Genomic DNA, 24,904 nt, shown 5'->3' on the forward strand with positions numbered 1-24,904 from the left:
GGTGAGGGAGCCCGCATGACCGCCGAACCCGCCCCGTACACCGCCTCGATCCCCGTGCTCACACAGGAGCCGTTCCCCGACACCCCGGGAAGCCCCGCGCCGGAGTGGTTCAAGACAGCAGTCTTCTACGAGGTGCTCGTCCGCTCGTTCAAAGACAGCGACGGCGACGGGATCGGCGACTTCCGCGGCCTCATCGACAAGCTCGACTACCTGCAGTGGCTGGGCGTCGACTGCCTGTGGGTCCCGCCGTTCTTCCCCTCCCCGCTGCGCGACGGCGGCTACGACGTCGCCGACTACACGGGAGTGCAGTCCGATCTCGGCACGACCGACGACTTCCAGGAGTTCCTCGACGCGGCGCACGAGCGCGACATCAAGGTGATCATCGACTTCGTCATGAATCACACCAGCGACGAGCATCCGTGGTTCCAGGCCAGCCGCAACGACCCCGACGGCCCCTACGGCGACTTCTACGTGTGGAGCCACACCGACGAGCTCTACGAAGACGCCCGCATCATCTTCGTCGACACCGAGCCGAGCAACTGGACGTGGGACCCGGTGCGCAAGCAGTACTTCTGGCACCGCTTCTTCAGCCACCAGCCCGACCTGAACTTCGACAACCCGAAGGTGCACGAGGCGATGCTCGACGCCATGCGCTTCTGGCTCGACATGGGTCTGGACGGGTTCCGCCTCGACGCCGTCCCGTACCTCTACGAGCGGCCGGGCACGAACGGCGAGAACCTGCCCGAGACGCACGAGTTCTTGAAGAAGGTGCGCCGCTTCGTCGACGAGAACTACCCGGGCCGGGTGCTGCTGGCCGAGGCCAACCAGTGGCCGGCCGACGTGGTGGACTACTTCGGCGACCCCGAGGTGGGCGGCGACGAGTGCCACATGTGCTTCCACTTCCCGGTGATGCCGCGCATCTTCATGGCTGTGCGTCGCGAATCGCGTTACCCGATCAGCGAGATCCTCGCCGACACCCCCACGATCCCGTCCGGATGCCAGTGGGGCATCTTCCTGCGCAACCACGACGAGCTGACGCTCGAGATGGTCACCGACGAAGACCGCGACTACATGTGGAACGAGTACGCGCAGGACCCGCGGATGAAGGCCAACATCGGCATCCGCCGACGCCTCGCCCCGCTGCTCGAGAATGACATCGACCGCATCGAGCTGTTCACCGCCCTGCTGCTGTCGCTGCCCGGCTCGCCCGTGCTGTACTACGGCGACGAGATCGGCATGGGCGACAACATCTGGCTCGGCGACCGCGACGGGGTGCGCACCCCGATGCAGTGGACCAGCGACCGCAACGCCGGCTTCTCGACCGCGAACCCCGGCAAGCTCAGCAAGCCGGTCGTGCAGGATCCCGTCTACGGCTACCTCGCCGTGAACGTCGAGGCGCAGCAGGAGGACCGCTCGTCGCTGCTGCACTGGACGCGGCAGATGGTGCACGCGCGCAAGCGGCATCCGGCATTCGGCCTGGGCAGCTTCAACGACCTCGGCGGCTCGAACCCGTCGGTGCTGTCGTACACCCGCGAGCACACGAACGACGATGGCACGTCGGATGTGATCCTGTGCGTGAACAACCTGTCGCAGTTCCCGCAGCCGGTCGAGCTGGATCTGCGGCGCTTCGAAGGGATGATCCCGGTCGAGCTGGTCGGCGGGGTGCCGTTCCCGCGCATCGGCGAGTGGCCGTACCTGCTGACGCTCGGCGGACACGGCTTCTACTGGTTCCAGCTGCACGCGCCGGCGGAGGATTCTGAGGAGGTGGGGTTGCTGTGAGCCTGATCGATCATGCCCTTCTGGAGGGCTACCTGGTTCGCACCCGGTGGTTCGGGGGCAAGGGCCGCCCGTTCCACGTCACCGCGGTGCGACAGCTCGGCGAGCTGACGGATGCCGGGCGTGATCCCGCCGTGCGGGTGCTGCTCGTCACCGTCGACTACGCCGACGACGAGGGCGGACACGAGCTCTATCAGGTGCCGCTGTCGGCCTACGACGAGTTCGACGATCGGCACAGCCACGCCTACGTCGGTGCCGTCGAAGTCGACGGACGCGAGCGCCACCTGTACGACGCGGTCCACGACCGCGACGCGATGGCGCTGTGGCTGCGCGGGTTCATCGCCGCCGAGCCGAGCGGGCAGGCGGATGCCGGCGGGCTGCGCTTCCGCCGCGTGTCGGCCAGCCCCGCCCTCGACCCCGACCTGCGCTCCTCGCCGCTCACCGGCGAACAGTCGAACTCGTCGCTGCGCTTCGACGACACCGCGATCATGAAGCTGTTCCGCAAGGTCAGCCCGGGAGTGAACCCCGACATCGAGATCCACGAGGTGCTCACCACCGCCGGTTCGGAGCACATCGCCGAGCTCTACGGGTGGATCGAGATCGATCTCGACGGCGAGGTGCTGCAGCTCGCGATGCTGCAGGAGCTGCTGAACACGGCGACCGACGGGTTCGAGCTCGCCACCGGCAGCGTGCGCACGGCTCTGGCCGACCCGGAGCTGACCGTGCCGGAATCCGGCGGCGATTTCGGCGGTGAGGCCGCGCGGCTCGGTGAGGCGCTCGCCGAGGTGCACGCCGCGCTGCGGGCGAGGTTCCCGTCCGAGCGGTGCGGCCCTGACGCGACCGCACAGCTGGCCCGCACGATGTCGGAGCGCCTCGAGCGGGCACTGCCCGTCGTGCCCGAGATCGAGCCCTATTCCCGGCGCCTGCGCGCGCTGTACGACGCCGTCGGTCGGCTGGACGGGATGGATGTGCAGCGCGTGCACGGCGACCTGCACCTCGGCCAGACGCTGCGCACCTCGCACGGCTGGCGCATCGTCGACTTCGAGGGCGAGCCGGGCCGGCCCTTCGCCGAACGCGCTCTGCCCGACTCGCCCTGGCGGGACGTGGCGGGCATGCTCCGCTCGTTCAGCTACGCCCCGGGTGTCGTCGAGATGGCGGTGGCCGGCCGTCCGCTCGAAGACGAGGGGCAGGAGCTGCGCGGCGAACGGGCCAAGGAGTGGTCGGCGATCGCGCGCGAGCACTTCCTGCACGCGTACGCCGCGGCTCTCGATCCCGGTTCGGCTGACGCCGAGGGTGAGCTGAGCACGCCGCTGCGCACCCTGCTCGACGCGTACGAGGCCGACAAGGCGGTCTACGAGGCGATCTACGAGAAGCGCAACCGGCCGTCGTGGGTCGTGATCCCGCTGGTCGCGCTGGAGCGCATCGCCGCGAGATGAGCGTGCGGCGAGGCGCGCTCAGTGCGCGGTGGCGACGCCGATCACGTCGTGTGTGATCACCGCCGCGACGCGTGCGCCGGCACCGGCCGCCACGATCAGCTGCTGCGGCCCGGGGGCCGCGACATCGCCCGCCGCGTACAGGCCGCGGATGCTCGTGCGACCCGACCGGTCGGTGACCAGATGTCCGTCACCATCGCGTTCGGGCCGGATGCCGTCGAGGAACGACAGATCCGCCTCCCACTCCGGGCGCACGAACCCGCCGTCGATCGCACGCTCGTCGCCGTCGGCGGTGCGCACCGCCTCGATCCGGCCGCGCTCTCCGGTCAGCTCGACGATGGGCGAGCGGACGACGCCCACGCCGGTGGCCGCGAGCTCCGCCTCCTCTGCGGTGGTCACCGCGTCGGATCCGTTCGTGAACACGGTGAGCCGCGTCGTCCAGTGCGCGATCAGCCTCGCCCGGTCGGCGAGGTCGGTCGATTCGCCGATCAGCGCCAGGCTGCGCCCGCGCAGCTCCCACGCGTCGCAGGCCGCGCAGCTGAACAGGCTCATGCCGTAGAACCCGCGCAGATTCGGCACGTCGGGCAGCGTCTCGCGCAGCCCGGTCGCGACCAGCACCGACCGGGCGGTCACCTGCTCGGACGGGTCGCGGCGTCCGATGCCGGCGGCGAACCCGTCATCCGTCACCGTCAGAGCGCCCACCCGCACCCGAGAGCGGATCTCGACGTTCGGGTACGCCGCGAGCTCGTCGCGGGCGATGCGCCGCAGCTCGGACGGCGGCAGCCCGTCGCGCGTGAGGAAGCCGTGCGAGTTGAGCGTGGCCGCGTTGCGCGGCCGATCCGCGTCGACGACGAGCACGCGGGCGAGTGAGCGCCCTAGGTTGAGCGCGGCCGACAGCCCCGCCGGCCCGCCGCCCACGACGAGCACGTCGTAGTCAGACATGCGCACCCATCCCTGAGCCTGCGTTGTCCTGGGCCCCTGAGCCTTCTTCTTGGGCCCCTGAGCCTGCTTCTTCTTGGGCCCCTGAGCCTGCTTCTTCTTGGGCCCCTGAGCCTGTCGAAGGGCCCTGCGCCGGGACCGCCGCCACCACCGGATGATCGACGTCGTACACGCCGACCTTCGCCGCGCCGCCCGGCGATCCGATCTCGTCGAAGAACTCCACGTTAGCCCGGTGGTAGTCGGCCCACTCCTCGGGCAGATCGTCTTCGTAGTAGATCGCCTCGACCGGACACACCGGCTCGCATGCCCCGCAGTCCACGCACTCGTCGGGGTGGATGTACAGCATCCGCTCGCCCTCGTAGATGCAGTCGACCGGGCATTCATCGATGCAGGCGCGGTCCTTCACGTCCACGCACGGCAGTGCGATCACGTAGGTCATCGGGCCAGCACCCCCGGCCGGGAGATCTCGACCTGCTCATCGCGCCCGACGACCTTGACGCGCTCGCGGACGTGCTCGTGGTTCTCGCCGAGGGCACGCTCGTGGGCATCCAGCGCCAGCCAGCCGTCCCACGTCGTGTACGCCGTGTCGCGCTCGTCGAGCAGGTCGAGCACGTCGCCCTTCGGCAGGCTCAGGGACCCAGGTGCGGGAGGGTCGGCGAGCACGCCGGCCTGCGCGTCGGCGATGAGGTGCCCGACGGTCTCGAGGGCGTCCGACTTCGTGTGCCCGATGAGCCCGACCGGGCCACGCTTGATCCAGCCGGTCGCATACAGCCCGGGCTGGCCGAGCACACGCCCCTCGACGTTCGGCACGACGCCGCGGCGCTCGTCGAAGTCGGCGCCCTCGACGCGCGTGCCGTAGTAGCCGATCGCGCGGTAGACGGCCTGCACGTCGTACTCGCGCACCTCGCCGGTCGGCACCGGCGCTCCGGCCGCGTCGGGTGCGGTGCGGGCGAACCGGATGCCGTCGACCCGGCCGTCACCGGTGATCTCGACCGGCGCGTGCCAGAAGTGCAGGTGCAGCCGCCGCGACGCGCCCGTCGACGCCCGGCCGCGCCACGAGTTCAGGGTGCGCAGCATGACCTTCAGCTGGTTGTTCGGCGCGGCGGCCGGATCGACGCCCTCGAAGTCCTCGTCGTAGAGCACGATGTCGACGTCGCGCAGCTCGCCGAGTTCGCGCAGCTCGATCGGGGTGAACTTGATGTCGGCGGGCCCCCGCCGGCCGAACACGTGCACGTCGGTGACGGCCGACGACTCGAGACCGGCGAGCACGTTGTCGGGCACCTCGGTGGTGCGCAGATCGACGGCCTGCTTGGCGAGCACCCGCGCCACGTCGAGCGCGACGTTGCCGTTGCCGATCACCGCGACCGATGACGCGTCCAGCGGCCAGGTGCGCGGCACGTCGGGATGCCCGTCGTACCAGGCCACGAAGTCGGCCGCGCCGTACGATCCGGGCAGGTCGACGCCGGGGATGTCGAGGGCGGCGTCGCGCAGCGCGCCGGTGGCGAGGATCACCGCGTGGTACCGCTCGCGCAGCTCGTCGAGCGCGATGTCGCGACCCACCTCGACGTTGCCGATGAACCGGATGGTGCGCCGGCCCTTCGACAGGCTCGGGGACCCAGGGGAGGGCAGGCTCAGGGACCCAGGGGAGGGCAGGCTCAGGAACCCAGGGGAGGGCAGGCTCAGGGACCCAGGGGAGGGCAGGCTCAGGGGCCCAGGGGCGTCGAGCATCTCGTGCAGCGACGACACGATGCCCTTGATGCGCGGGTGATCGGGCGCGACGCCGTACCGGATCAGCCCGTACGGGGCAGGCAGCGACTCGAACAGGTCGATCTCGACGGCGTCGGGTGCACTGGGTCCCTGCCCTTCGGCAGGCTCAGGAACCGCACCATTCAGGGCGTTCACCGCGTGGGCCAGCAGGTTTCCGGCATAGATGCCGGCCGGTCCCGCGCCGACGATCGCGACGCGCAGCGGGGAGAGGGTCATGACAGGTGAGCCTTTCGAGACGAAGAAGAAGGGGAGGAGTGGACGTCGATCGCACGGATCAGCCCGGTGTCGACCGCGAGCCCGGCGTCGAGCGCGGCCGCGAGACGCGAGCGCGCACGCCGGCGCACGGGTCGCGAGGGGCTCCCGGGTGCGGCGGACGAGGAGGCGGCGGCCGCTGATCGGGATGCCGGGGACGCCGGCTCATCGGCATCCGCCGACGCCGGGGTGAGCGCCGCGGCGAACGGACTCAGCCGCACCACCTCGCCGATCACGACGACCGCGGGGGAGCGCACCTGCCTCGACGCGGCCAGATGCGCGATCGTGCCGAGCGCGCCGACGGTCACGCGCTCCCCGGTGCCGTAGCCGTCTTCGATGATCGCGACGGGGCAGGCGGCGCCGCGGGCGCCGGCGGCCAGCACGTGCGCCGAGTGCCCCAGCGTGCTGACGCCCATCAGCAGCACGAGCGTGTGATCGGCGCCGGAGGTGCTCAGCGATCCGCCGGGCTCGATCTGGTCATGCGCGCTGACGACGCTGAACGACGCCGCCACGCCGCGGTGGGTGAGCGGGATGCCCGCGACCGCAGGCACCGAGACGGCGCTGGTCACCCCGGGCACCACCTCGACTCGCACGCCGGCGGCCTCGCAGAACAGCTGCTCCTCGCGGCCGCGGCCGAACACGAACGGATCGCCGCCCTTCAGGCGCACGACCTCACGGCCGGCCAGGGCCAGCTCGACGAGCAGCGCGTTGATGCCGTCCTGCGGAACCGGGTGATGCCCGGGCAGCTTGCCGACGTCGATCACCTCGGCGTCGATCAGCGCACCCTCGGCCTCGAGCTGGGCGAGCACGCTGCGGGCGCCGAGCCGGTCGGCGACGATCACGTCGGCTTTCTCGAGCGCGCGCAGTCCGCGCAGGGTGAGCAGGCCGGCATCGCCGGGGCCGGCACCCACGAGGGTCACTGTTCCGGCAGAGGTCACTGTTCCGGTCATGAGGTGCCTCCCAGCAGCAGGCCGCGATCGCGCAGCATCCGGCGTTCGAGGGGCCCGAAGAGCACCAGTTCGATGACGATGCCGATCGTGAGGATCAGGATGATGGTGCCGAGCACGCTGGCGAGATCCGCCAGCTCGCGCGACTGGTTGAGCAGCGTTCCCAGACCGAAGCCCATCGAGCCGCCCATCGTGATGATCTCGGCGGCCATCAGCGATCGCCACGAGAACGCCCAGCCCTGCTTGAGGCCCGCGACGTAGCCGGGCAGCGAGGCGGGAAGCACGACGGCGGTGGCGAGCTGCCACCGGCTGGCGCCGAGCACCGTGCCGACCCGGCGCAGCTGCGGCGGCACCTGGTCGATGCCCGAGAGCAGGCCGTTCACGATCGAGGGGATCGCGCCCATCAGGATCACGAAGTACGCCGTCGCGTCGGTCAGACCGAACCAGATGATCGCGGCGGGCACCCAGGCCACCGAGGGCAGCACGGTCAGTCCCGAGATCAGCGGGCCGGCGGCACGACGCAGCAGCCTCCACTCCGCGAGGGCGAGGCCGAGCGGCGTGCCGATGGCGATCGCGATGACGAAGCCCAGCCCGCCGCGTTCGAGGCTGGTGAGCACCGCCTGCTGCAAGCGGCCCGATTCCCACGCGTCGCCCAGTGCGGCGAGCACGGCGGCGGGGCTGGGCGCCTTGTCGGGGCGCGGAGCGGCGACGGCGATGTAGAGCTGCCAGACGACCAGCAGCACGAGCAACAGGACGATCGGGGGCAGCGCCTTGGCGACGACCTCCCGCCAGCGCGGTGCGGTCTGGGCGGCCTCGGACTGCAGCCGGTCGAGACCGGCGGAGAGGGTGCGCAGGTCGTCGTGTTCACCGGAGTCGGGGACCGACGCGGTGGAGGTCTCATGAGGCATTGCGGGCCAGCTCCTTCCGCAGCTCCGCGGTGATCTCGCGGGCGAGGGCGGCGACCTCGGGCGACTCGATACGCTGCCCGACGGTGTTGCGGATGCGCCACTCGCCGGCGATCCGGCCCGGCCTGCTCGAGAGCAGCACCACGCGCTGTCCGAGTCGCGCGGCCTCGCGCACGTTGTGCGTGACGAACACGATGGTCCGCTCGGTCGCGCGCCACACCCGCTCGAGCTCCTCATGCAGCAGGTCGCGGGTGATGGCGTCGAGGGCGGCGAACGGCTCGTCCATCAGCAGCACCGGCCGATCCTGGGCCAGCGCCCGCGCGAGAGCGACCCGCTGGCGCATGCCGCCGGAGAGTTCGTGCGGGCGTTTGTCTGCGGCGTCGGCGAGGTTCACCGTCGCCAGCAGCCGGTCGGCCTCCGTGCGGCGCTCGCCGCGCGGCACGCCGCGCAGTCGCAGCGCCAGCTCGACGTTGCGCCGGGCGGTTAGCCACGGCATGAGCGCGGCATCCTGGAACATGACCGCAGATCCCTCACCGGGGGTGTCGATCACGCCGGACGTCACTGGCTCGAGGCCGGCGATGAGATTCAGCAGGGTCGATTTGCCGCATCCGGATGCCCCGAGTAGGCACACGAACTCGCCGGGGGCGATGTCGAGCGAGACGTCGTCGAGCACGACTGGCCCGGCGCCGTAGCGCTTGGTGACATGCCCGATGCGCACCGCCGGCTCGGAGACAGGGCGCTCGCCGGGCAGCGGACTGACGCCATCGAAGCTGGGCGCGAGGGGGGCGTGCGTGACCTCCGGGCGCGCGAGGGTGTCGCGGGTCGTCATCACTGCTCACCGAGCCCCGCGGCCGACACGGTGTCGTCGCCGGCATCCGTGAGTTGCGCGTTGAGCGCTCGCAGGTCGAACAGCCCGTCGATCGAGCCCTTCTTCTGCGTGCCGGCCCGCAGCCCGTTCGCGACGAGCGTCGCGAACGTCTCGGCGTGCGGGTCGACGGTGAAGTCGACGTTCTCCAGCGCCCGCGCCAGCACGTCGTCGGGCAGCCGCTTGCCGGTCGCCTTCTCGAGCTGGGCGTTGATGACCGGGCCGGCCTCCGATCCGTTCTCGTCCAGCCACGCCACCGAGGCGATGTGCCCGGCCAGCAGCTTGTCGACGATCTGCGGATGCTCGTCGGCGAAGTCCTTGCGCACGAGCAGCACCATGGTCGGGAACGCCCCGTCATCCCACAGATCGGCCTCGTCGACCAGCACGTGCGCACCCGCCTCGAGAACCAGTCGCGACACCCACGGCTCGGGAAGCCACGCGCCGTCGAGCTGCCCGTCCTGGAAGAGCGTCAGCGTCTGGGCGTTCTCGGTCGGCGTGATCGAGACGTCACCGCCGCCGGCCGTCGACGTCTCGAATCCCTCGTCGGCCAGCCAGCTGCGCAGCGCCACGTCCTGCGTGTTGCCGAGCTGAGGGCTGGCGAGGTTCGCGCCCCCCAGATCGTCGGGCGAGTCGATGCCGTCGCGCACGACGAGCGCGGCCCCTCCCGACGTCGCCCCGGCGATGATGCGCGCCGAGGCGCCGCCGGACTGGATGAACGTGTTGATCGCCGGGTTGGGGCCGATGTAGGTGGCGTCGATCGCGCCCGCCGAGAGAGCCTCGATCGCGGCGGGGCCGGCGTTGAAGATCTCGGTCTTCAGGTCGACGTCGCCGAGCGCGTCGTCGAACAGCCCCTCCGACAGCCCCACCAGCGCGGGCGCGTGGGTGACGTTGGCGAAGTAGCCGAGCCGCAGCTCGGTGACGGGCTCGGTCGCGGAGCCGGATGCCGGGGCGCAGCCCGCGAGCACCACTGCGGTGAGTCCCATCGCCAGGGCTCCCAGTGCGGTGAATGTCCTGTTCCTGCGGGTGATGTTCACGGTTTCGCCTCCTTAGGCTCGTGGTTCTGTGGTGCGGATGGTTCAGTCGGGTCAGTCGATGACGGTGCCGGCGGCGAGCGTGGCGCCGTCGGCGGGGTGGATGAGCAGCAGCGAGCCGCCCTCGCGGCTCTGCGCGTACGTCTCGAGCGGGAGGTCGGATGCCAGGCGCAGCCGCACCCGGCCGATCTCGTTCTCGGCCAGCGAGCCCTCGGCGCCGATATCGCCGTGGGTGAGGGTCTCGAGATCGCGTCGGGTGAGCACCTCGGCGACGATCGCCTGCACGGTCGCGGTGCCGTGCTTCACGAGCACCCGGGCGCCCGCGGCTGTGGCGCGCGGGTCGAGCTGGAAGAGTTCGACCACGGCATCCCGCCGCAGCCGCGGCGCCGATCCCTCGGCGACGATCAGGGCGCCGCGGGCGGCGTCGATCTCGTCGGCGAGGGTGAGAGTGACTGACTGGCGCACCGCCGCGGTGCCGGTGTCGACGCCGGCGACGTGCACGCCGGTGACCTCGGTGGCACGGCCCGAGGGCAGCACCTGCACGCGATCGCCGACCGTGACGGCACCTGCCGCGATGCGGCCGGCGAAGCCGCGGAAGTCACGCAGCCGCTCGACCTGGTCGGCCGGGGTGTCGGGCGAGAGCCCGCCCTGCGGGCGCAGCACGAGCTGCACGGGCAGTCGCAGCGGCTCATCGACAGCGGCGCCGACGGGCAGCATCTCGAGCAGCTCGAACAGCGTTTCACCGCGGTACCACGGGGTGCGTGCGGAGCGGTCGACGATGTTGTCGCCCTCGAGGGCCGAGACCGGCAGCACGCGCACGGCGCGGATGCCGAGCTCGTCTGCCACCCGCAGCGCCTCGAGCTCGATGCCCGTGTAGGTCTGCTCGTCGAAGCCGACGAGGTCGATTTTGTTCACCGCGACGATCACGTGCTCGACGCGCAGCAGTGACGCCACGGCGAGGTGGCGACGGGTCTGCTCGACGACGCCCTTGCGGGCATCCACCAGCACGATCACGGCGTCGGCCGTGGCGGCGCCGGTGACCATGTTGCGGGTGTACTGCACGTGGCCGGGGCAGTCGGCGAGGATGAAGCTGCGCCGGTCGGTGGCGAAGTAGCGGTAGGCGACGTCGATGGTGATGCCCTGCTCGCGCTCGGCACGAAGGCCGTCGGTGAGCAGCGCGAAGTCGAAGGCACCGTGCGCGAAGCCGCGGGCCCGTGAGGTGGCCGCGACCTGGTCGAGCTGGTCGGCGAGGATCGCCTTCGCGTCGTGCAGCAGCCGGCCCACCAGGGTGGACTTGCCGTCGTCGACCGAGCCCGCGGTCGCGAACCGGAACAACGCCCCGGTCGTTGAGCGCCCTTCGTCTCGCTTCGCTCGCTCAGGAACCGCTACGCGAGTCGAAACGCGTGGCGTCGCGCTGTTCGTGGTCATCAGAAGTATCCGTCCTTCTTGCGGTCCTCCATGGCGGCCTCGCTGATGCGGTCGTCGGCCCTGGTCGCGCCGCGCTCGGTGAGCGTCGTGCGGGCTACCTCATCGACGATGGCGGCCGTGTCGGCGGCATCCGACTCCACCGCTCCGGTGCAGCTCATGTCGCCGACGGTGCGGTAGCGCACGGTGCGTCGCTCGACCTGCTCGCCGTCGTGCGGCTGCGAGAACTCGCCCACCGCCCACCACATGCCCGAGCGCTGGAAAACCTGGCGCTCGTGCGCGTAGTACAGCGGCGGCAGCGCGATGTCCTCCCGTTCGATGTAGCGCCAGATGTCGAGCTCGGTCCAGTTCGAGATCGGGAAGGCCCGCACGTGCTGACCGGGCAGGTGGCGGCCGTTGTACAGGCTCCACAGCTCGGGGCGCTGGTTGCGCGGATCCCACTGCCCGAACTCGTCGCGCAGCGAGATGATGCGCTCTTTGGCGCGCGCCTTGTCCTCATCGCGGCGGGCGCCGCCGAACACCGCGTCGTGCCGCCCGGCCGCGATGGCGTCGAGCAGCGGCAGGGTCTGCAGCGGGTTGCGCGTGCCGTCGGGGCGCTCGGCGAGCCGGCCGTCGTCGATGTAGTCCTGCACGCGCGCGACCTCGAGGTCGACGCCGAGCCGGGCCACCGTCTCATCGCGGAAGCGGATCACCTCGGGGAAGTTGTGCCCGGTGTCGACGTGCAGCACAGGGAACGGCACCCGCCCCGGCGCGAACGCCTTCGCCGCGAGGTGCAGCACCACGACCGAGTCCTTGCCGCCCGAGAACAGCAGCACTGGACGCTCGAACTCGGCGACCACCTCGCGGATGATGTGGATGCCCTCCGCCTCGAGCAGGTCGAGCGTGTCGAGCTGGGTCGCCCCACCTTGGGTTGTCGACGCCCCGCCTTGGGTTGCTGACGCCCCGCTTTGGGTCGTTGACGCCCGGCCTTGGGTCGTTGACGCCCCGCCTTGGGTTGCTGACGCCCCGCTTTGGGTCGTTGACGCCCCGCTTTGGGTCGTTGACGCCCCGCTTTGGGTCGCTGAGCCTGTCGAAGCGCCCTTCGGCAGGCTCAGGGCCCCAACTGGGGCGGTCAGGGACCCAACTGGGGCGGTCAGGGACCCAACTGGGGCGGTCAGGGACCCAACTGGGACGGTCAGCGGCTCGGCTGGGGTGATCTTGATGGTGGTGCTCATACGTGCAGCCCGCATTCTGTCTTCGTCAGCCCGGCCCAGCGGCCGGATCGGGGGTCGTCGCCCGGGGCGACCGGCTTCGTGCACGGCGCGCATCCGATCGACGGGTATCCGTTCGCGATCAAGGGGTGCACCGGCACGTCGTGCGCGGTGGCGTAGTCGGTGAGGTCGTCGAAGCTCCAGGCCGCGACGGGGTTCACCTTCACCAGCGAGTTGCGCTCGTCCCAGACGACCAGCTCGGTCGTGGCACGCGTGGGCGCCTCGTCACGGCGTACGCCGGTGAACCACACCTCGTAGCCACCCAGCGTCCGCTGCAGCGGCTCGACCTTGCGTCGGGCGCAGCACAGCCCGGGGTCGCGGGCGAACAGGTCGCTGCCGAACTCGGCATCCTGCTCCCGCACGCTCTGCCCGGGTCGCACGTCGACGACTCTCACGTCGAGCCGCGAGGAGACCTCGTTGCGGGTGAACGTCGTCTCGGCGAAGTGGTAGCCGGTGTCGAGGAACAGCACGTCGACACCGGGAAGGCGCTGCGCGACGAGGTGCGGGAGCGCGGCATCCGCCATCGAGCACGCGACCGCCGCCTGCGAGACGGCGAAGTTCGCGGCGACCCACGCGACGACCGCGGCCGGGCTTGCCTCATCGGGTTGCCGGCTGCGCAGCTCGGCGTTGCCGCGCTCGGCGAGCGCGCGCAGGTCTGCGGCGGGGCGGTGACCCTTCGGCAGGCTCAGGGACCCACTCTCTGGGGCGCTCTCTGCAGCGGGCCTGATCTCTGGGGCGCTCACTGCAGGGGGCCCACTCTCTGGGGCGCTCATTGCAGGGGCCCGATCTCTGGGGCGCTCACTGCAGGGAAGCCCTTCGGTAGGCTCAGGGACCCACTGTCGGGGATGCTCATTGCAGGGCCTCCTCGTCGGCTCGGTGCGCCCACTGCGCGAAGGTCTCGCCGGCGCCGTCACGGTCGGCCAGGTAGCGGCGGATGACCCGCTCGGCGTAGTCCGCGATGCCGTCCGCCGGCACCTTCAGTCCGCGCACGGTGCGCCCGAGCCCCGCATCCTCGCGGTCGACGCTCGCGAGCCCGCCGCCGAGGTGCACCTGGTAGCCGGGCACCTGTTCGCCGTCGATCAGCACGAGCTGGCCCTTCAGGCCGATGTCGGCGGTCTGGATGCGGGCGCAGGAGTTCGGGCATCCGTTCACGTGCAGCGTGATGGGGCGGCCGATCTCGGGCTCGAGCGCGCCCAGGCGCTCTTCCAGCTGCTCGATCGCGCGGGCGGCGTTGGCCTTCGTCTCGACGATCGCGAGCTTGCAGAACTCGATGCCGGTGCACGCGATCGTGCCGCGGCGGAACAGGCTCGGTCGGGCCGAGAGGCCCAGGGCATCCAGCCCCTGCACGAGGCTGTCGATGCGGCTCTCGTCGATGTCGAGCACGAGCAGCTTCTGGTGGGGTGTGGTGCGGATGCGCTGCGAGCCGTGCGCCTCGGCGAGGTCGGCGAGCGCCGTCAGCGTCGAGCCGGACACACGGCCGACGAGCGGGGCGGCGCCGACGAAGAAGCGGCCGTCCTTCTGCCGGTGGATGCCGACGTGGTCGCCGAGGCTGTTCGGCTTGGGGGCGGCGGGGCCGTCGGGCAACGGCGCCTCGAGGTACTCGTTCTCGAGCACGGCGCGGAACCCCTCGATGCCCCAATCGGCGAGCAGGAACTTCAGCCGCGCCTTGTTGCGAAGGCGCCGGTATCCGTAGTCGCGGAAGATCTGCGTCACGCCGTGCCACACCTCGGCCACGCGGTCGGGAGTCACGAAGACACCCAGGCGCTCGCCGAGTCGCGGCACGACCGAGAGGGCGCCACCCACCCACAGGTCGTAGCCGATGCCGAGCTCGGGGTGCTCGACCGCGACGAAGGCGCAGTCGTTGATCTCGTGCACGACGTCCTGGCTGGGGTGCCCGGTGATCGCGGTCTTGTACTTGCGGGGCAGGTTCGACAGTGTCTCGTCACCCAGGAACCGGTCGGCGATCTCGCGGATCTGCGGGGTCGCGTCGATGAGCTCGTCGGCGGCGATGCCGGCGACGGGCGATCCGAGGATCACGCGCGGCACGTCGCCGCACGCCTCGGTGGTGCTCAACCCGACAGCCTCGAGGCGACGCCAGATCTCAGGCACGTCCTGCACTTCCACCCAATGCAGCTGCACGTTCTGCCGGTCGGTGATGTCGGCGGTGTCGCGGGCGAACTCGGTCGAGATCTCGCCGATCACACGCAGCTGCGCGGTGCTCAGCTGACCGCCGTCGATGCGCACCCGCAGCATGAAGTACTCGTCCTCGAGCTCGTGCGGCTCGAGCTGCGCGGTGCGGCCGCCGTCGATGCCGGGCTTGCGCTGGGTGTACAGCCCCCACCAGCGGAAGCGGCCGTGCAGGTCGGTCGGGTCGATGCTCGCGAACCCGCCCTGGGCGTAGATCGTCTCGATGCGCTCGCGCACGTTCAGGCCGTTGTCGGCGAGCTTGAACTCCTCGTTGCCGTTGAGCGGCTCGGTGCCGTCGATCGCCCACTGGCCGTGCGGCTTGGTCGGCGTGCGGCTGGTGCGGGTGCGTGCGCCCCGGATGGTCGTCGGCTGCTGGATGGTCATCGAGCCCCCTCAGGTGAATGGCTGGGGATCACCGTACGGACTGCGATTCGAGCCCGAAACCCTTCCCGACACGCAGCGACCAGGAGGGAAACAGAACGTCACGTGACGCGAAATGTGACGCCGGAGGGGTGGTGCGATCGGTGGATCTGTGCGTGGCGAGCAGGGCGCCGCACCAGCGAAGGCGCTTCACCCGGGGTAGGACCAGATCACGGGAATTCGTCCTACCTCGGCGCGTTCGCCGACCGGCGGCGAGTCAGGCCGGATGCGGCGGAGTAGCGCGCGACGACGAGGTCGACCAGCACGTCCGGGATGCCCCGCTCGGGCAGCAGATCGTCGAGCAGCGGCGCCGTGATCGGGTGCGCGCCGGCGTGGCGGACGGCGAGATCGAAGAAGAACCCGCGTGCGAGCAGGTAGGTCGCGACGACGGCATCCGGGGCGGCGGCAAGCGCCGTCGGCAGATCCGGATGCCGGGCGGCGAGGTACGCGAGATCGACCCGGCGTCCCGTGCGCGCGTGCAGGAGGGCGGCCATGCCCTCGGCATCCGGCACCGAGCGCTCGTCGCGCGAGCCCGCGACGGCGAGCACGACCGGCCCGGCCGGCTCGCTCTCGAGCCGCAACGCGAGCACCTCGGCGAGCAGGGGATCGGGGCCGAGCGGGTCGGTGACGACGGCATCCGGTCGCCGGACGACGATGCCGTGCAGATCGTGATGCACGTGGAAGCCCTGCGAGAGCAGCAGCGGCACGACGACCACCGGTCCGTCGATCGCGGCCAGCGCGCTCTCCGCGTCGGGCTGCTGCACGTCGACGAACGCCGCGCGCACGTCGACATCGGTCAGACGCTCGGGCACCCGCGCGACGAGCGCCGCGATCGAACGGGCGCCGTCGGCGTCGGAGGTGCCGTGCGAGACGGCGAGCAGCGCGGGTCGGGCCATGCGGGCGACTCTAGATCGGGTCGTCCGGATGCCGCCGGACCGTCGTCAAACAGCGAAATGCGACCCGCAGGATGCAAACCTGAGTCAATGCATATCAACTTTGTTTGACAGCATCCGGGGGTGGGTTTACACTTGAGTCATCACGACTCAGGTTCACCCTGATCGTCCGCAGACTTCACCGATTCAGAAGGAGAAACACATGGCACGTGCTGTCGGAATCGACCTCGGAACCACCAACTCCGTGGTCAGCGTCCTCGAGGGCGGCGAGCCCAAGGTCATCGCCAACGCCGAGGGCTTTCGCACCACCCCGTCGGTGGTCGCATTCACCAAGGACGGCGAGGTGCTGGTCGGCGAGACCGCCAAGCGCCAGGCCGTCACCAACGTCGACCGCACGATCGCATCGGTCAAGCGCCACATGGGCACTGACTGGTCGTTCGACGTCGACGGCAAGAAGTGGACGCCGCAGGAGATCTCCGCGCGCATCCTCCAGAAGCTCAAGCGCGACGCCGAGTCGTACCTCGGCGACACCGTGACCGACGCCGTCATCACCGTTCCCGCGTACTTCAACGACGCCGAGCGTCAGGCGACCAAGGAGGCCGGAGAGATCGCGGGCCTCAACGTGCTGCGCATCATCAACGAGCCCACCGCCGCCGCTCTCGCCTACGGCCTCGACAAGGGCAAGGAGGACGAGCTCATCCTCGTCTTCGACCTCGGTGGCGGAACCTTCGACGTCTCGCTGCTCGAAGTGGGCAAGGACGACGACTTCTCGACCATCCAGGTGCGCGCCACCGCAGGTGATAACCGCCTCGGCGGCGACGACTGGGACCAGCGCGTCGTGGACTACCTGATCAAGCAGTTCAAGGAGACCACCGGCGTCGACGTCTCGGGCGACAAGATCGCACTGCAGCGCCTCAAGGAGGCCGCCGAGCAGGCCAAGAAGGAGCTCTCGAGCTCGACGAGCGCCTCGATCAACCTGCCCTACCTGTCGCTGACCGACTCGGGCCCCGTCTCGCTGAGCGAGAACCTCACCCGCGCGAAGTTCGAGGATCTCACCAAGGACCTCCTCGACCGCACGAAGAAGCCCTTCGAGGACGTCATCCGCGAGGCGAACATCAAGGTCGCCGACATCGACCACATCGTGCTCGTCGGCGGTTCGACCCGCATGCCGGCGGTCGCCGATCTCGTCAAGCGCGAGACCGGCAAGGACGCCAACAAGGGCGTCAACCCGGATGAGGTCGTCGCCGTCGGCGCCGCCCTGCAGGCCGGTGTCCTCAAGGGTGAGCGCAAGGACGTGCTGCTCATCGACGTCACCCCGCTGAGCCTCGGCATCGAGACCAAGGGCGGCATGATGACCAAGCTCATCGACCGCAACACCGCGATCCCGACCAAGCGCAGCGAGACCTTCACCACCGCCGACGACAACCAGCCGTCGGTCGCTATCCAGGTCTTCCAGGGCGAGCGCGAGTTCACCCGCGACAACAAGCCGCTCGGCACCTTCGAGCTCACCGGCATCGCACCGGCCCCCCGCGGCATCCCGCAGATCGAGGTCACCTTCGACATCGACGCCAACGGCATCGTGCACGTGTCCGCCAAGGACAAGGGCACCGGCAAGGAGCAGTCGATGACCATCACCGGCGGCTCGTCGCTGTCGAAGGAGGACATCGACCGCATGGTGCGCGAGGCCGAGGAGCACGCCTCCGAAGACAAGAAGCGCCGCGAGGCCGCCGAGGTCCGCAACCAGGCCGAGACCCTCGCCTACTCGATCGAGAAGCTCATCAAGGAGAACGAGGACAAGCTCCCCGAGGACGTCAAGACCTCGGTGCAGGGCGACGTCGACGCGCTCAAGACGGCTCTGGCCGGTGACGACGACGACGCGGTCAAGACCGCGTTCGACAAGCTGAACGAGTCGCAGACCAAGCTGGGCGAAGCCATCTACGCCCAGTCGCAGGCCGATGCCGCCGCCGGCGCCCCCGCAGACGACCAGGCTCCTGCCGACGCCGCCCCCGAGGAGGATGTCGTCGACGCCGAGGTCGTGGACGACGAGGACGAAGAGAAGAAGTAATCATGACGGACAAGAACTTCGATGAGAACGAGGTTCCGGAGGGGTCGGATGCTCAGGCATCCGGCCCCGCGCCGCAGAACCAGGACGTTCCTGACAACCCGGACTCCACCGAGGCCGCCGCGGCCGAGGGGTCGGACGACGACCTCACAGTCGACGACATCCTGAACGCCGACCAGATCGACGAAGCGGCCAGCGAGGACGGCTCCGACGCGGGCATCATCGACGCCGAGCACGCTCTGCTGGTCGACCTCAAGCGGCTGACCGCCGAGTACGCCAACTACCGCCGCCGCACAGAGGAGCAGCGCCACGTCGAGATCGCCCGGGCGAAGGGCGAGGTCGCCAAGGGGCTGCTGCCCGTGCTCGACGACCTCGATCGCGCCGACCAGCACGGCGACCTCGTCGAGGGCTCGGCCTTCGCCGTGATCGCCGACAAGCTGCGCGGCGTCGTCGAGCGTCTCGGTGTCGTCGCCTACGGCGCGCCGGGCGAGGAGTTCGACCCGCAGCACCACGAGGCGATCTTCCAGCAGCCGACCCCCGGTGCCGCCACCTCAACGATCCTCGAGGTCGTCGAGGTGGGCTACCGTCTCGGCGATGTCGAACTGCGTCCGGCCAAGGTCGTCGTCGCCGTCCCTGCGGAGTAGGTGATCGATGGCTAGCCAGGACTGGTTCGACAAGGACTTCTACAAGACGCTCGGCGTCTCGAAGGACGTCTCGGACGCCGATCTGAAGAAGACCTATCGCAAGCTCGCCCGCAAGTATCACCCCGACTCCAATCAGGGGGATGCCGCGGCCGAGGCGAAGTTCAAGGAGATCAGCGAGGCGTACAGCGTGCTCAGCGACGCCGAGCAGCGCCGCGAGTACGACGAGATCCGCGCCATGGGCTCGGGCGCGCGGTTCACCGCGCCCGGTGCCGGCGGTGCCGGCGGCTTCGAAGACGTGTTCAGCCGGTTCGGGCAGGGAGGACGAGCGAGCCAGGCCGACTTCGACGACATCTTCTCGATGTTCTCGCAGGGCGGCGGCTCGTTCGGCTCCGGCCGTTTCGGTCAGCCCACCGGCGGGTACCGCGGCTTCGGCGGCCCGCAGAAGGGCGCCGATCTCACGGCCACGACCACGCTCGACTTCGTCACCGCGGTGCAGGGCGACACCATCACCCTGCAGGCCGGCGACGGCAAGCCGTTCAAGGTCAAGGTGCCCGCGGGCGTGAAGGACGGGCAGAAGATCCGTCTGCGCGGCCGCGGTCGCCCGTCGCCCGACGGCGGCGAGCCCGGTGACATCGTCGTGCAGGTGAAGGTGCGTCCGCATCCGGTCTTCACCCGCGATGGACTGAATCTGCGCCTCACGGTGCCGGTGACGTTCACCGAGGCGACGCTCGGCGCGACCATCGAGGTGCCCACACTCGGCGGCGACGTGGTCAAGCTCCGCGTCGCTCCGGGCACCCCGTCCGGGCGCGTGCTGCGCGTCAAGGGGCGCGGCGTGAAGAGCTCGAAGGGCACCGGCGACCTGCTCGCGGAGCTCCAGGTCGTGGTGCCCTCGCACCTCGACGACGCCGCCAGGGAGGCGCTGGAGCGCTTCCACGAGCTCGGCCCCAAGGAGAACCCGCGGGCCGAGATGATGGCCAAGGCGAAGGCCTGACCATGGACGCCGATTCGCCCGTCTTCGCGATCGCGGTCGCTGCGGAGCTGGCCGGAATGCACCCTCAGACCCTGCGGCAGTACGACCGCATCGGTCTGGTGGTGCCCGGCCGCACCCGCGGCGGCTCGCGGCGCTACTCGATGCGCGACATCGAGCAGCTCCGCGAGGTCGCCCAGCTCTCGAGCGAGGGGATGAGCCTGCCGGCCATCGCCCGGCTGCTCGATCTGGAGGACGAGGTGCGGATGCTGCGCCGCCGCGTCACGGAGCTCGAGGGTGCTCTGCGCGCCGAGCGCGAGAACCGCCCCGGTGTGCGCGTGTTCGCGGCCGGGGCATCCGGACAGGTCGTCACCCTGCCGTCGGGCCGGCGCATCCGCCGCTCGACCGAGGTCGTGCTGTGGCATCCGCGCCGCGCCGCCGTCGAGGCGGACGGCGCCTCCGCCTCCGACGCGGCCGATTCCAGGCGCTGACGGCGTCGCCGGGCCGGCGCGTACCTGCCGGCTGGTCCCATATGGCGGCATCCCCTCGCGCGAGGCGGCCACATGGGCCCACCCGACGCGCCGGACCGGGCGGCGTACCTGCCAGCTGGTCCCAAATGGCGGCATCCCCTCGCGCGAGGCGACCATATGGGCCCACCCGACCGCGCCGGATGCCGGCATCGTCCCGCCTCAGGCGTCGTCGAGGGGCAGAGCCAGCGTGGCTTCTGCGAGCGCGGCGCCTGCGCCGGCGTAGACGTTGACCACGGCTCCCACGCCCTCGCCGGAGAGATGCTCGAGCTGATCCGGATGCTGGGCGACGGCCGAGACCCGGCCGTCGAATCCCGCCGCACGCAGCTGGGCGAGCGCGAACATGTTCGAGTTGTGTATCGGCATGGCGAGCACCACGGTGCGCACGAACCCGCCGGCGACCATGCGCGTCCAGAACTCGTGATCGGTGGCGTCGCCTTCGACGACGTCGAACCCGTCCTCCTCCAGCCTCTGCACCACGAGGTGGTCGTTGTCCACGCCGAGCGGCCGCAGGCCGCCGGCTTCGACGAAGTGCGTGTAGGCGGCTCGGCCGACTCGTCCCATCCCGAGCACGACCACATCCGCGTCGCTGGTGTCGATGGGGCGGTCCGCCGGGCGCAGCCGACGCACATCCTGCTCGGGCAGACGCTCGGTGAGACGGGTGGTGAGGTCGAGACCCTGCGTGTTCGTGATCGACGAGATCACCATGCTCAGCGGCACCGCGACCGCCACGACGGTCATCCACTGCTCCGACACGAGCCCGTTCGCGACGCCGACCGCGGCGACGATGATCGAGAACTCCGAGAAGTTGCTGAGCACGAGACTCATCCGGATCGTCGTGCGGTTGCGCAGGCCGAACAGCCTGCCGAGGACCACGAAGCCGGCGAAGGTGAGCGGCAGCAGCACCGCGCAGAGGACGAGGGCGATGAGCACGTCCGCCCAGCTCGGACTCGAACTCATCCCGATCAGGAGGAAGAAGCCGACGAGGAAGAGCTCCTTGACCCCGAACAGCGACTTCGACAGCTCGACGGCGCGGCGGTGCGACGACAGCAGCAGTCCCACGATCAGGGCGCCGAGGTCGCCCTCGAGACCGACGGCGCTGAACGCGAGGTATCCGGGCCCGAGCGCGGTCGCGGCGCCGAAGAGCACGAGCAGCTCACCGTGGCCGACACGGTCGAGAACCCGGCGCAGCAGCCACATCGCGGGCACGAGCAGCACGAGCGCGAAAGCCCACAGGCTCGGCCGACGCTCGGCGGTCGCGGTGACGAAGGCCACGGCGATGAGATCCTGGGTCACCAGCACGGCGATCGCCGTCTGCCCGTAGAAGGATCCGTCGTCGGAGCGCTCTTCGAGCACCTTCACGCACAGCACGGTCGACGAGAACGACAGTGCGAAGCCGATCACCGCCGCTTCACGCCAGCCGCCCTCGAGCGAGCCGAGCGCCAGCGTCGCCAGAAGCCCCACCGTGCCCATCCCGATCGCCGACAGCACGACCAGATGGATCGTGGCGGTGCCGTACGTCTCCGGGCGCAGCAGCGATCGCAGGTCGAACTTCAGTCCGATGCTGAACAGCAGCAGCATCACGCCGATGTCAGCGAGCATCTCGAGGCCGGTGAACGGCTGCACGCCGAGTGCGCCGAGCAGGAATCCCGCCGCGAGAAAGCCCACCAGCGGCGGGATCCGCAGCAGATGCGCCAGCGTGCCCAGTGCGGCAGCGGTGAGGAGGGTCAGGACGATCTGCTCCATGCTCGCTCCTTCGCGCCGGTGCACTGATCCCGAGAGTAGCGGTCAGATGCCGAGCACGGCCTTCGCGATCAGGAAGTAGATGATCAGGCCCGTCGCGTCGACGAACGTCGTGATGAACGGGTTCGAGAAGACCGCCGGGTCGACCTTGATGGCGCGCGCGGCGAGCGGCATGATGCCGCCGATCGACGCAGCCACGGTGCAGACCGCGGTGAGCGTGAGCCCGATCACCAGACCGACGTGCCAGTCGTAGATCACACCGGTCAGCGTGAAGCCCAGCACACCCAGCAGCAGACCGAGGCTGAACCCCACCCGCACCTCGCGCGAGAGCACCTTGCGCACATCGCGTGGCGTGATCTCGCCGAGCGCCAGCGAGCGCGTGACCGTCGTCGCGGCCTGATTGCCCGTGTTGCCCCCGGTGCCGATCAGCAGTGGCACGAACAGCGCCAGCACGGTCATCTGCGCGAGGGTCGCCTCGAACGCGTCGAGCACCTGCACGGTCAGGGTCGCGCCGACGGCGAGCACGAGCAGCCACACCACGCGCGAGCGCACGAGCCGGCGGATCGGGGTCGACAGGTACGAGCGGCGCAGCGGCTCGACACCGCCCTGGCGGGCGGCATCCTCGCTCTCCTCCTGCTTCAGGATGCGGGCCGCGTCGTCGATCGTGAGGATGCCGACGATCCGCTGATCGCCGTCCACGACCGGCAGGGCGAGCAGGCCGTAGTCGGTGGCGCGGCGCGCGGCGATCTCGGCATCCTCCGTGACCTCGGCGACGTGCGGTTCGCTCATGACGTCGGCGATCACGGCATCCTCGTCGGCCGACATCAGATCCCGCAGACTCACGATCCCGACCACCCGACGCGCGTCGGTGACCGGGAGCGTGTACACGGTCTCCGCGCTGTCGAGGGCGGCGCGGATGCGCGCGAACGTGTCGCGCACCGTGAGGCGGGGGTGGGTGGTGACGAACTCGGGGCTCATCCGCCTGCCGACCGAGTGCTGCGGATAGCCGAGCATCCCCGCGGTCAGATCGCGCTCCTGCCGGGTCAGGCCGCGCAGCAGCTGCGGAGCGACGGATGCCGGCAGCTCGTCGAGCAGCCACACCCGGTCGTCGGGGTCCATCTCGGCGAACAGCGTCGTCACCTCGGCCCGGCGCAGGGCGCGCACCAGGTCGCCCCGGGTGCCGGGGGAGAGCGCCTCGAACACGTCCAGCGCTCGCGCCTTCGCGAGCAGCCGATAGACGATGGCGGCGTCTTCGATGCCCAGCCGGTCGATGAGCTCGACGACCTCGGGAACGGTCAGCGGCGTCAGCCTCGCGGATGCGCCGGGCAGGTCGCCCTGGGCGATGAGGCGGCGGATGTCGTCGGCGGCGTCCGAGACGGTCTGAAGCTGGAGGGGAGTCATGAGCGTGCCTTAGGAAGGCACCGCACGGAGCAAACTTCGCCGGAGCGAAGGGCGTGCGTCGCAGCAGACGACGCCGCTCAGCCGAGCGGTGCGGAAGCGGAGGGTGTGACGTGTCTGCGACTATGACTGTCACTCGACATGGTGAACCACCTCGCTTCCTGGTGCTCGTGGAGACGTACCCACCGATCGTACCCGGCGTCAGCTGTGGATCCCCGCCGTAGGGCCGGGTGCAATAGGGTTTTCGTAGTCGGGGGGCTGCGCAAGGCGGGCCGTCGGCCTGTCACCGGAGGAGAATCCATGCGCACCGCGTCCAAGCCCATCCTGTTCATCACCGCTGTCGCCCTCGCCGTCGGCCTCTCTGGGTGCTCGGGCGCTCCGGCGGCTGACAGCAGCAGCGGCCAGAAGACCGACGACAAGCCGGCCGCCAGCAGCCAGAGCGTCGCCGACGCCTGCAAGCTGTTCGTCGACGAGGGCACCAAGATCAGCAACAAGGCGCAGGAGCTCTCGGCGTCGGCGACCACCGACCCGGAAGCTGCCGCCGCCGCGCTCGCAGACGTGCAGAAGGAGTTCGAGGCGCTCGGCGAGAAGATCACCAACGAGAAGGTCTCGCCCGTCTACAACGAATTCGTCTCGGCGTACGGCGAGTTCTCGACCATCATCGGCGAGGTCTCGGCCGACCCCTCGCAGGCGAGCGACGCCATGACGAAGGTCAACGACACCGTCAAGAAGGTCTCCGACGCGAGCACCGAGCTCGGCAAGATCTGCAACGGCTGATCCGGCCCTGCCCGATCGGCACTGAACGGTCCGTCTCCCGCAGTGGGGGCGGGCCGTTCTCGTCAGCTCGCCGCGACCTCGACCAGTTCCCTGGCGAGGCTGCGCGAGGTTCACCTCCGCGCTCATTCATCGCCCGCCCGCGTTCTCGGGTGGCCCGGAACGGATGCTGCCGGCTCGCTCTCTCCGGCAGAGAGGCCGAGCAGCGCTCGTGGCGTGACGAACGCCGGCAACTCGTCCAGCAGCCTGACCCCGTCGTCAGGATCGATGCCGGCCACAGGCGCGCGACCTCGGCGCCCTGAAACGCCCAGGGGATGTCGCTCTGGATGCCTGAAGGAAGAGCCTTGAAGACCTTCTGAGCGTGGGACGGTTGTTCGCCGCGCAGACCATGAATCGCTCCCCGCGACGGCCAGCGCGGGGAGCGATTCATCGCTTCAGTGAAGGTCAGCAGCCCTCACAGATCGCTGTGGATGAACTCAGTGAGCGTTCCTCCGGGTGATGAGCAGCGAAGCGCCACCGACGATCAGCAGAAGCAGCCCCACGATCGCGGGGATGAACGGCGGTACTGCACCGGTCGCAGCCAGCGACGGATTCGACGGCAGGGTCACCGGTGCGACGGGCTTGTCGCAGTCGGGGGTGTCGAAGGTGATCGTGGTGGTCGCCGTGCGGTTGTCGTCGGCGAGGGTCCAGCCGTTCGCG

The 24,904-nt window shown here is 70.2% G+C and carries 20 protein-coding genes and 2 pseudogenes; 7 read left to right on the forward strand and 15 right to left on the reverse strand.

All coding sequences use genetic code 11. From position 1 onward, the window contains the following. Nucleotides 1-15 precede the first annotated feature (15 nt). Both treS and ACWIDW_RS05690 read left to right on the forward strand, forming a co-directional pair. Entirely contained in the window at nt 16-1,779 is a 1,764-nt protein-coding gene (gene treS, locus ACWIDW_RS05685; RefSeq protein ID WP_454123664.1) for a maltose alpha-D-glucosyltransferase, read from the forward strand. Further along, a complete protein-coding gene (locus tag ACWIDW_RS05690; protein ID WP_454123666.1) occupies nt 1,776-3,212 on the forward strand; it encodes a maltokinase N-terminal cap-like domain-containing protein in 1,437 nt (478 codons plus the stop codon). Before treS ends, ACWIDW_RS05690 begins: the two co-directional genes overlap by 4 nt. An 18-nt stretch (nt 3,213-3,230) precedes the next feature. Here ACWIDW_RS05690 and ACWIDW_RS05695 read toward each other — a convergent pair whose 3' ends face one another. The 12 genes and pseudogenes from ACWIDW_RS05695 to ACWIDW_RS05750 all read right to left on the reverse strand — a co-directional run bounded on the left by ACWIDW_RS05695 (nt 3,231) and on the right by ACWIDW_RS05750 (nt 16,093). After that, nucleotides 3,231-4,151: an NAD(P)/FAD-dependent oxidoreductase gene (locus tag ACWIDW_RS05695; protein WP_454123667.1), complete on the reverse strand. Its 921-nt coding sequence runs from the start codon at nt 4,149-4,151 to the stop codon at nt 3,231-3,233. Between the two features lie 124 nt (nt 4,152-4,275). After that, nucleotides 4,276-4,587, reverse strand: a pseudogene (gene fdxA / locus ACWIDW_RS05700) (ferredoxin); the annotation flags it as partial. After that, on the reverse strand, nt 4,584-6,131 hold the full coding sequence (locus tag ACWIDW_RS05705; protein WP_454123669.1) for an FAD-dependent oxidoreductase: 1,548 nt from the start codon (nt 6,129-6,131) through the stop codon (nt 4,584-4,586). The pseudogene fdxA and the gene ACWIDW_RS05705, both read right to left, overlap by 4 nt. Next, on the reverse strand, nt 6,128-7,117 hold the full coding sequence (cobA, locus tag ACWIDW_RS05710; protein WP_454123671.1) for a uroporphyrinogen-III C-methyltransferase: 990 nt from the start codon (nt 7,115-7,117) through the stop codon (nt 6,128-6,130). The genes ACWIDW_RS05705 and cobA overlap by 4 nt, the downstream gene beginning before the upstream one ends. After that, nucleotides 7,114-8,022 (reverse strand): ABC transporter permease, encoded by a 909-nt coding sequence (locus tag ACWIDW_RS05715; RefSeq protein ID WP_454123672.1) that lies wholly within the window; start codon nt 8,020-8,022, stop codon nt 7,114-7,116. The genes cobA and ACWIDW_RS05715 overlap by 4 nt, the downstream gene beginning before the upstream one ends. Then, nucleotides 8,012-8,848 carry an ABC transporter ATP-binding protein gene (locus ACWIDW_RS05720; protein ID WP_454123674.1) on the reverse strand — a complete coding sequence of 279 codons (837 nt, stop codon included), beginning with the start codon at nt 8,846-8,848 and terminating at the stop codon, nt 8,012-8,014. Before ACWIDW_RS05720 ends, ACWIDW_RS05715 begins: the two co-directional genes overlap by 11 nt. Continuing rightward, nucleotides 8,848-9,912, reverse strand: a complete 1,065-nt coding sequence (locus ACWIDW_RS05725; protein ID WP_454124494.1) for an ABC transporter substrate-binding protein — start codon at nt 9,910-9,912, stop codon at nt 8,848-8,850. The genes ACWIDW_RS05720 and ACWIDW_RS05725 overlap by 1 nt, the downstream gene beginning before the upstream one ends. A 57-nt stretch (nt 9,913-9,969) precedes the next feature. Then, nucleotides 9,970-11,343 (reverse strand): sulfate adenylyltransferase subunit 1, encoded by a 1,374-nt coding sequence (locus ACWIDW_RS05730; RefSeq protein ID WP_454123675.1) that lies wholly within the window; start codon nt 11,341-11,343, stop codon nt 9,970-9,972. After that, nucleotides 11,343-12,236: pseudogene (cysD, locus tag ACWIDW_RS05735) on the reverse strand (sulfate adenylyltransferase subunit CysD); the annotation flags it as partial. The pseudogene cysD and the gene ACWIDW_RS05730, both read right to left, overlap by 1 nt. Nucleotides 12,237-12,550: 314 nt before the next feature. Then, nucleotides 12,551-13,279 carry a phosphoadenylyl-sulfate reductase gene (locus ACWIDW_RS05740; RefSeq protein ID WP_454124496.1) on the reverse strand — a complete coding sequence of 243 codons (729 nt, stop codon included), beginning with the start codon at nt 13,277-13,279 and terminating at the stop codon, nt 12,551-12,553. Nucleotides 13,280-13,439: 160 nt separating this feature from the next. After that, on the reverse strand, nt 13,440-15,161 hold the full coding sequence (locus tag ACWIDW_RS05745; RefSeq protein ID WP_454123676.1) for a nitrite/sulfite reductase: 1,722 nt from the start codon (nt 15,159-15,161) through the stop codon (nt 13,440-13,442). 221 nt (nt 15,162-15,382) lie between these two features. Further along, on the reverse strand, nt 15,383-16,093 hold the full coding sequence (locus ACWIDW_RS05750) for a sirohydrochlorin chelatase (protein WP_454123677.1): 711 nt from the start codon (nt 16,091-16,093) through the stop codon (nt 15,383-15,385). A gap of 199 nt (nt 16,094-16,292) precedes the next feature. Here ACWIDW_RS05750 and dnaK point away from each other — a divergent pair, with 199 nt between their 5' ends. Genes dnaK through ACWIDW_RS05770 form a run of 4 tightly spaced genes read left to right on the forward strand, consistent with a single transcriptional unit; the run spans nt 16,293 to nt 20,254 of the window. Beyond that, the gene (dnaK, locus tag ACWIDW_RS05755; RefSeq protein ID WP_454123678.1) at nt 16,293-18,155 is read left to right on the forward strand and encodes a molecular chaperone DnaK; all 1,863 of its coding nucleotides are present in this window, start codon (nt 16,293-16,295) and stop codon (nt 18,153-18,155) included. A 2-nt stretch (nt 18,156-18,157) separates the two neighbouring features. Then, a complete protein-coding gene (locus ACWIDW_RS05760; RefSeq protein WP_454123679.1) occupies nt 18,158-18,796 on the forward strand; it encodes a nucleotide exchange factor GrpE in 639 nt (212 codons plus the stop codon). A gap of 7 nt (nt 18,797-18,803) precedes the next feature. Then, the gene (locus ACWIDW_RS05765) at nt 18,804-19,787 is read left to right on the forward strand and encodes a DnaJ C-terminal domain-containing protein (RefSeq protein ID WP_454123680.1); all 984 of its coding nucleotides are present in this window, start codon (nt 18,804-18,806) and stop codon (nt 19,785-19,787) included. A gap of 2 nt (nt 19,788-19,789) precedes the next feature. After that, a complete protein-coding gene (locus ACWIDW_RS05770; RefSeq protein WP_454123681.1) occupies nt 19,790-20,254 on the forward strand; it encodes a heat shock protein transcriptional repressor HspR in 465 nt (154 codons plus the stop codon). A gap of 198 nt (nt 20,255-20,452) precedes the next feature. Here the strand turns inward: ACWIDW_RS05770 and ACWIDW_RS05775 are convergent, their stop codons facing one another. Both ACWIDW_RS05775 and mgtE read right to left on the reverse strand, forming a co-directional pair. Further along, complete coding sequence (locus tag ACWIDW_RS05775; RefSeq protein ID WP_454123682.1) at nt 20,453-22,036, reverse strand: cation:proton antiporter domain-containing protein; 1,584 nt, start codon at nt 22,034-22,036, stop codon at nt 20,453-20,455. A gap of 42 nt (nt 22,037-22,078) precedes the next feature. Further along, a complete protein-coding gene (gene mgtE, locus ACWIDW_RS05780; protein WP_454123683.1) occupies nt 22,079-23,434 on the reverse strand; it encodes a magnesium transporter in 1,356 nt (451 codons plus the stop codon). 297 nt (nt 23,435-23,731) lie between these two features. Here mgtE and ACWIDW_RS05785 point away from each other — a divergent pair, with 297 nt between their 5' ends. Next, the gene (locus ACWIDW_RS05785) at nt 23,732-24,208 is read left to right on the forward strand and encodes a hypothetical protein (RefSeq protein ID WP_454123684.1); all 477 of its coding nucleotides are present in this window, start codon (nt 23,732-23,734) and stop codon (nt 24,206-24,208) included. A gap of 473 nt (nt 24,209-24,681) precedes the next feature. On the opposite strand, the gene ACWIDW_RS05790 is transcribed toward ACWIDW_RS05785, so the two are convergent. Beyond that, nucleotides 24,682-24,904 (reverse strand): LPXTG cell wall anchor domain-containing protein (locus ACWIDW_RS05790; RefSeq protein WP_454123685.1); only part of this gene is annotated, 223 nt, incomplete at its 5' end.

The organism is Microbacterium sp. NPDC055312 (assembly GCF_053645675.1).

Excerpts from the sequence above, each read along its gene's own strand:
- treS (WP_454123664.1), top strand. The coding sequence starts at position 16 with ATGACCGCCGAACCCGCCCCGTACACCGCCTCGATCCCCGTGCTCACA.
- ACWIDW_RS05695 (WP_454123667.1), bottom strand. The coding sequence starts at position 4,151 with ATGTCTGACTACGACGTGCTCGTCGTGGGCGGCGGGCCGGCGGGGCTG.
- ACWIDW_RS05705 (WP_454123669.1), bottom strand. The coding sequence starts at position 6,131 with ATGACCCTCTCCCCGCTGCGCGTCGCGATCGTCGGCGCGGGACCGGCC.
- cobA (WP_454123671.1), bottom strand. The coding sequence starts at position 7,117 with ATGACCGGAACAGTGACCTCTGCCGGAACAGTGACCCTCGTGGGTGCC.
- ACWIDW_RS05715 (WP_454123672.1), bottom strand. The coding sequence starts at position 8,022 with ATGCCTCATGAGACCTCCACCGCGTCGGTCCCCGACTCCGGTGAACAC.
- ACWIDW_RS05720 (WP_454123674.1), bottom strand. The coding sequence starts at position 8,848 with ATGACGACCCGCGACACCCTCGCGCGCCCGGAGGTCACGCACGCCCCC.
- ACWIDW_RS05730 (WP_454123675.1), bottom strand. The coding sequence starts at position 11,343 with ATGACCACGAACAGCGCGACGCCACGCGTTTCGACTCGCGTAGCGGTT.
- ACWIDW_RS05745 (WP_454123676.1), bottom strand. The coding sequence starts at position 15,161 with ATGACCATCCAGCAGCCGACGACCATCCGGGGCGCACGCACCCGCACC.
- ACWIDW_RS05750 (WP_454123677.1), bottom strand. The coding sequence starts at position 16,093 with ATGGCCCGACCCGCGCTGCTCGCCGTCTCGCACGGCACCTCCGACGCC.
- dnaK (WP_454123678.1), top strand. The coding sequence starts at position 16,293 with ATGGCACGTGCTGTCGGAATCGACCTCGGAACCACCAACTCCGTGGTC.
- ACWIDW_RS05760 (WP_454123679.1), top strand. The coding sequence starts at position 18,158 with ATGACGGACAAGAACTTCGATGAGAACGAGGTTCCGGAGGGGTCGGAT.
- ACWIDW_RS05765 (WP_454123680.1), top strand. The coding sequence starts at position 18,804 with ATGGCTAGCCAGGACTGGTTCGACAAGGACTTCTACAAGACGCTCGGC.
- ACWIDW_RS05770 (WP_454123681.1), top strand. The coding sequence starts at position 19,790 with ATGGACGCCGATTCGCCCGTCTTCGCGATCGCGGTCGCTGCGGAGCTG.
- ACWIDW_RS05775 (WP_454123682.1), bottom strand. The coding sequence starts at position 22,036 with ATGGAGCAGATCGTCCTGACCCTCCTCACCGCTGCCGCACTGGGCACG.
- mgtE (WP_454123683.1), bottom strand. The coding sequence starts at position 23,434 with ATGACTCCCCTCCAGCTTCAGACCGTCTCGGACGCCGCCGACGACATC.
- ACWIDW_RS05785 (WP_454123684.1), top strand. The coding sequence starts at position 23,732 with ATGCGCACCGCGTCCAAGCCCATCCTGTTCATCACCGCTGTCGCCCTC.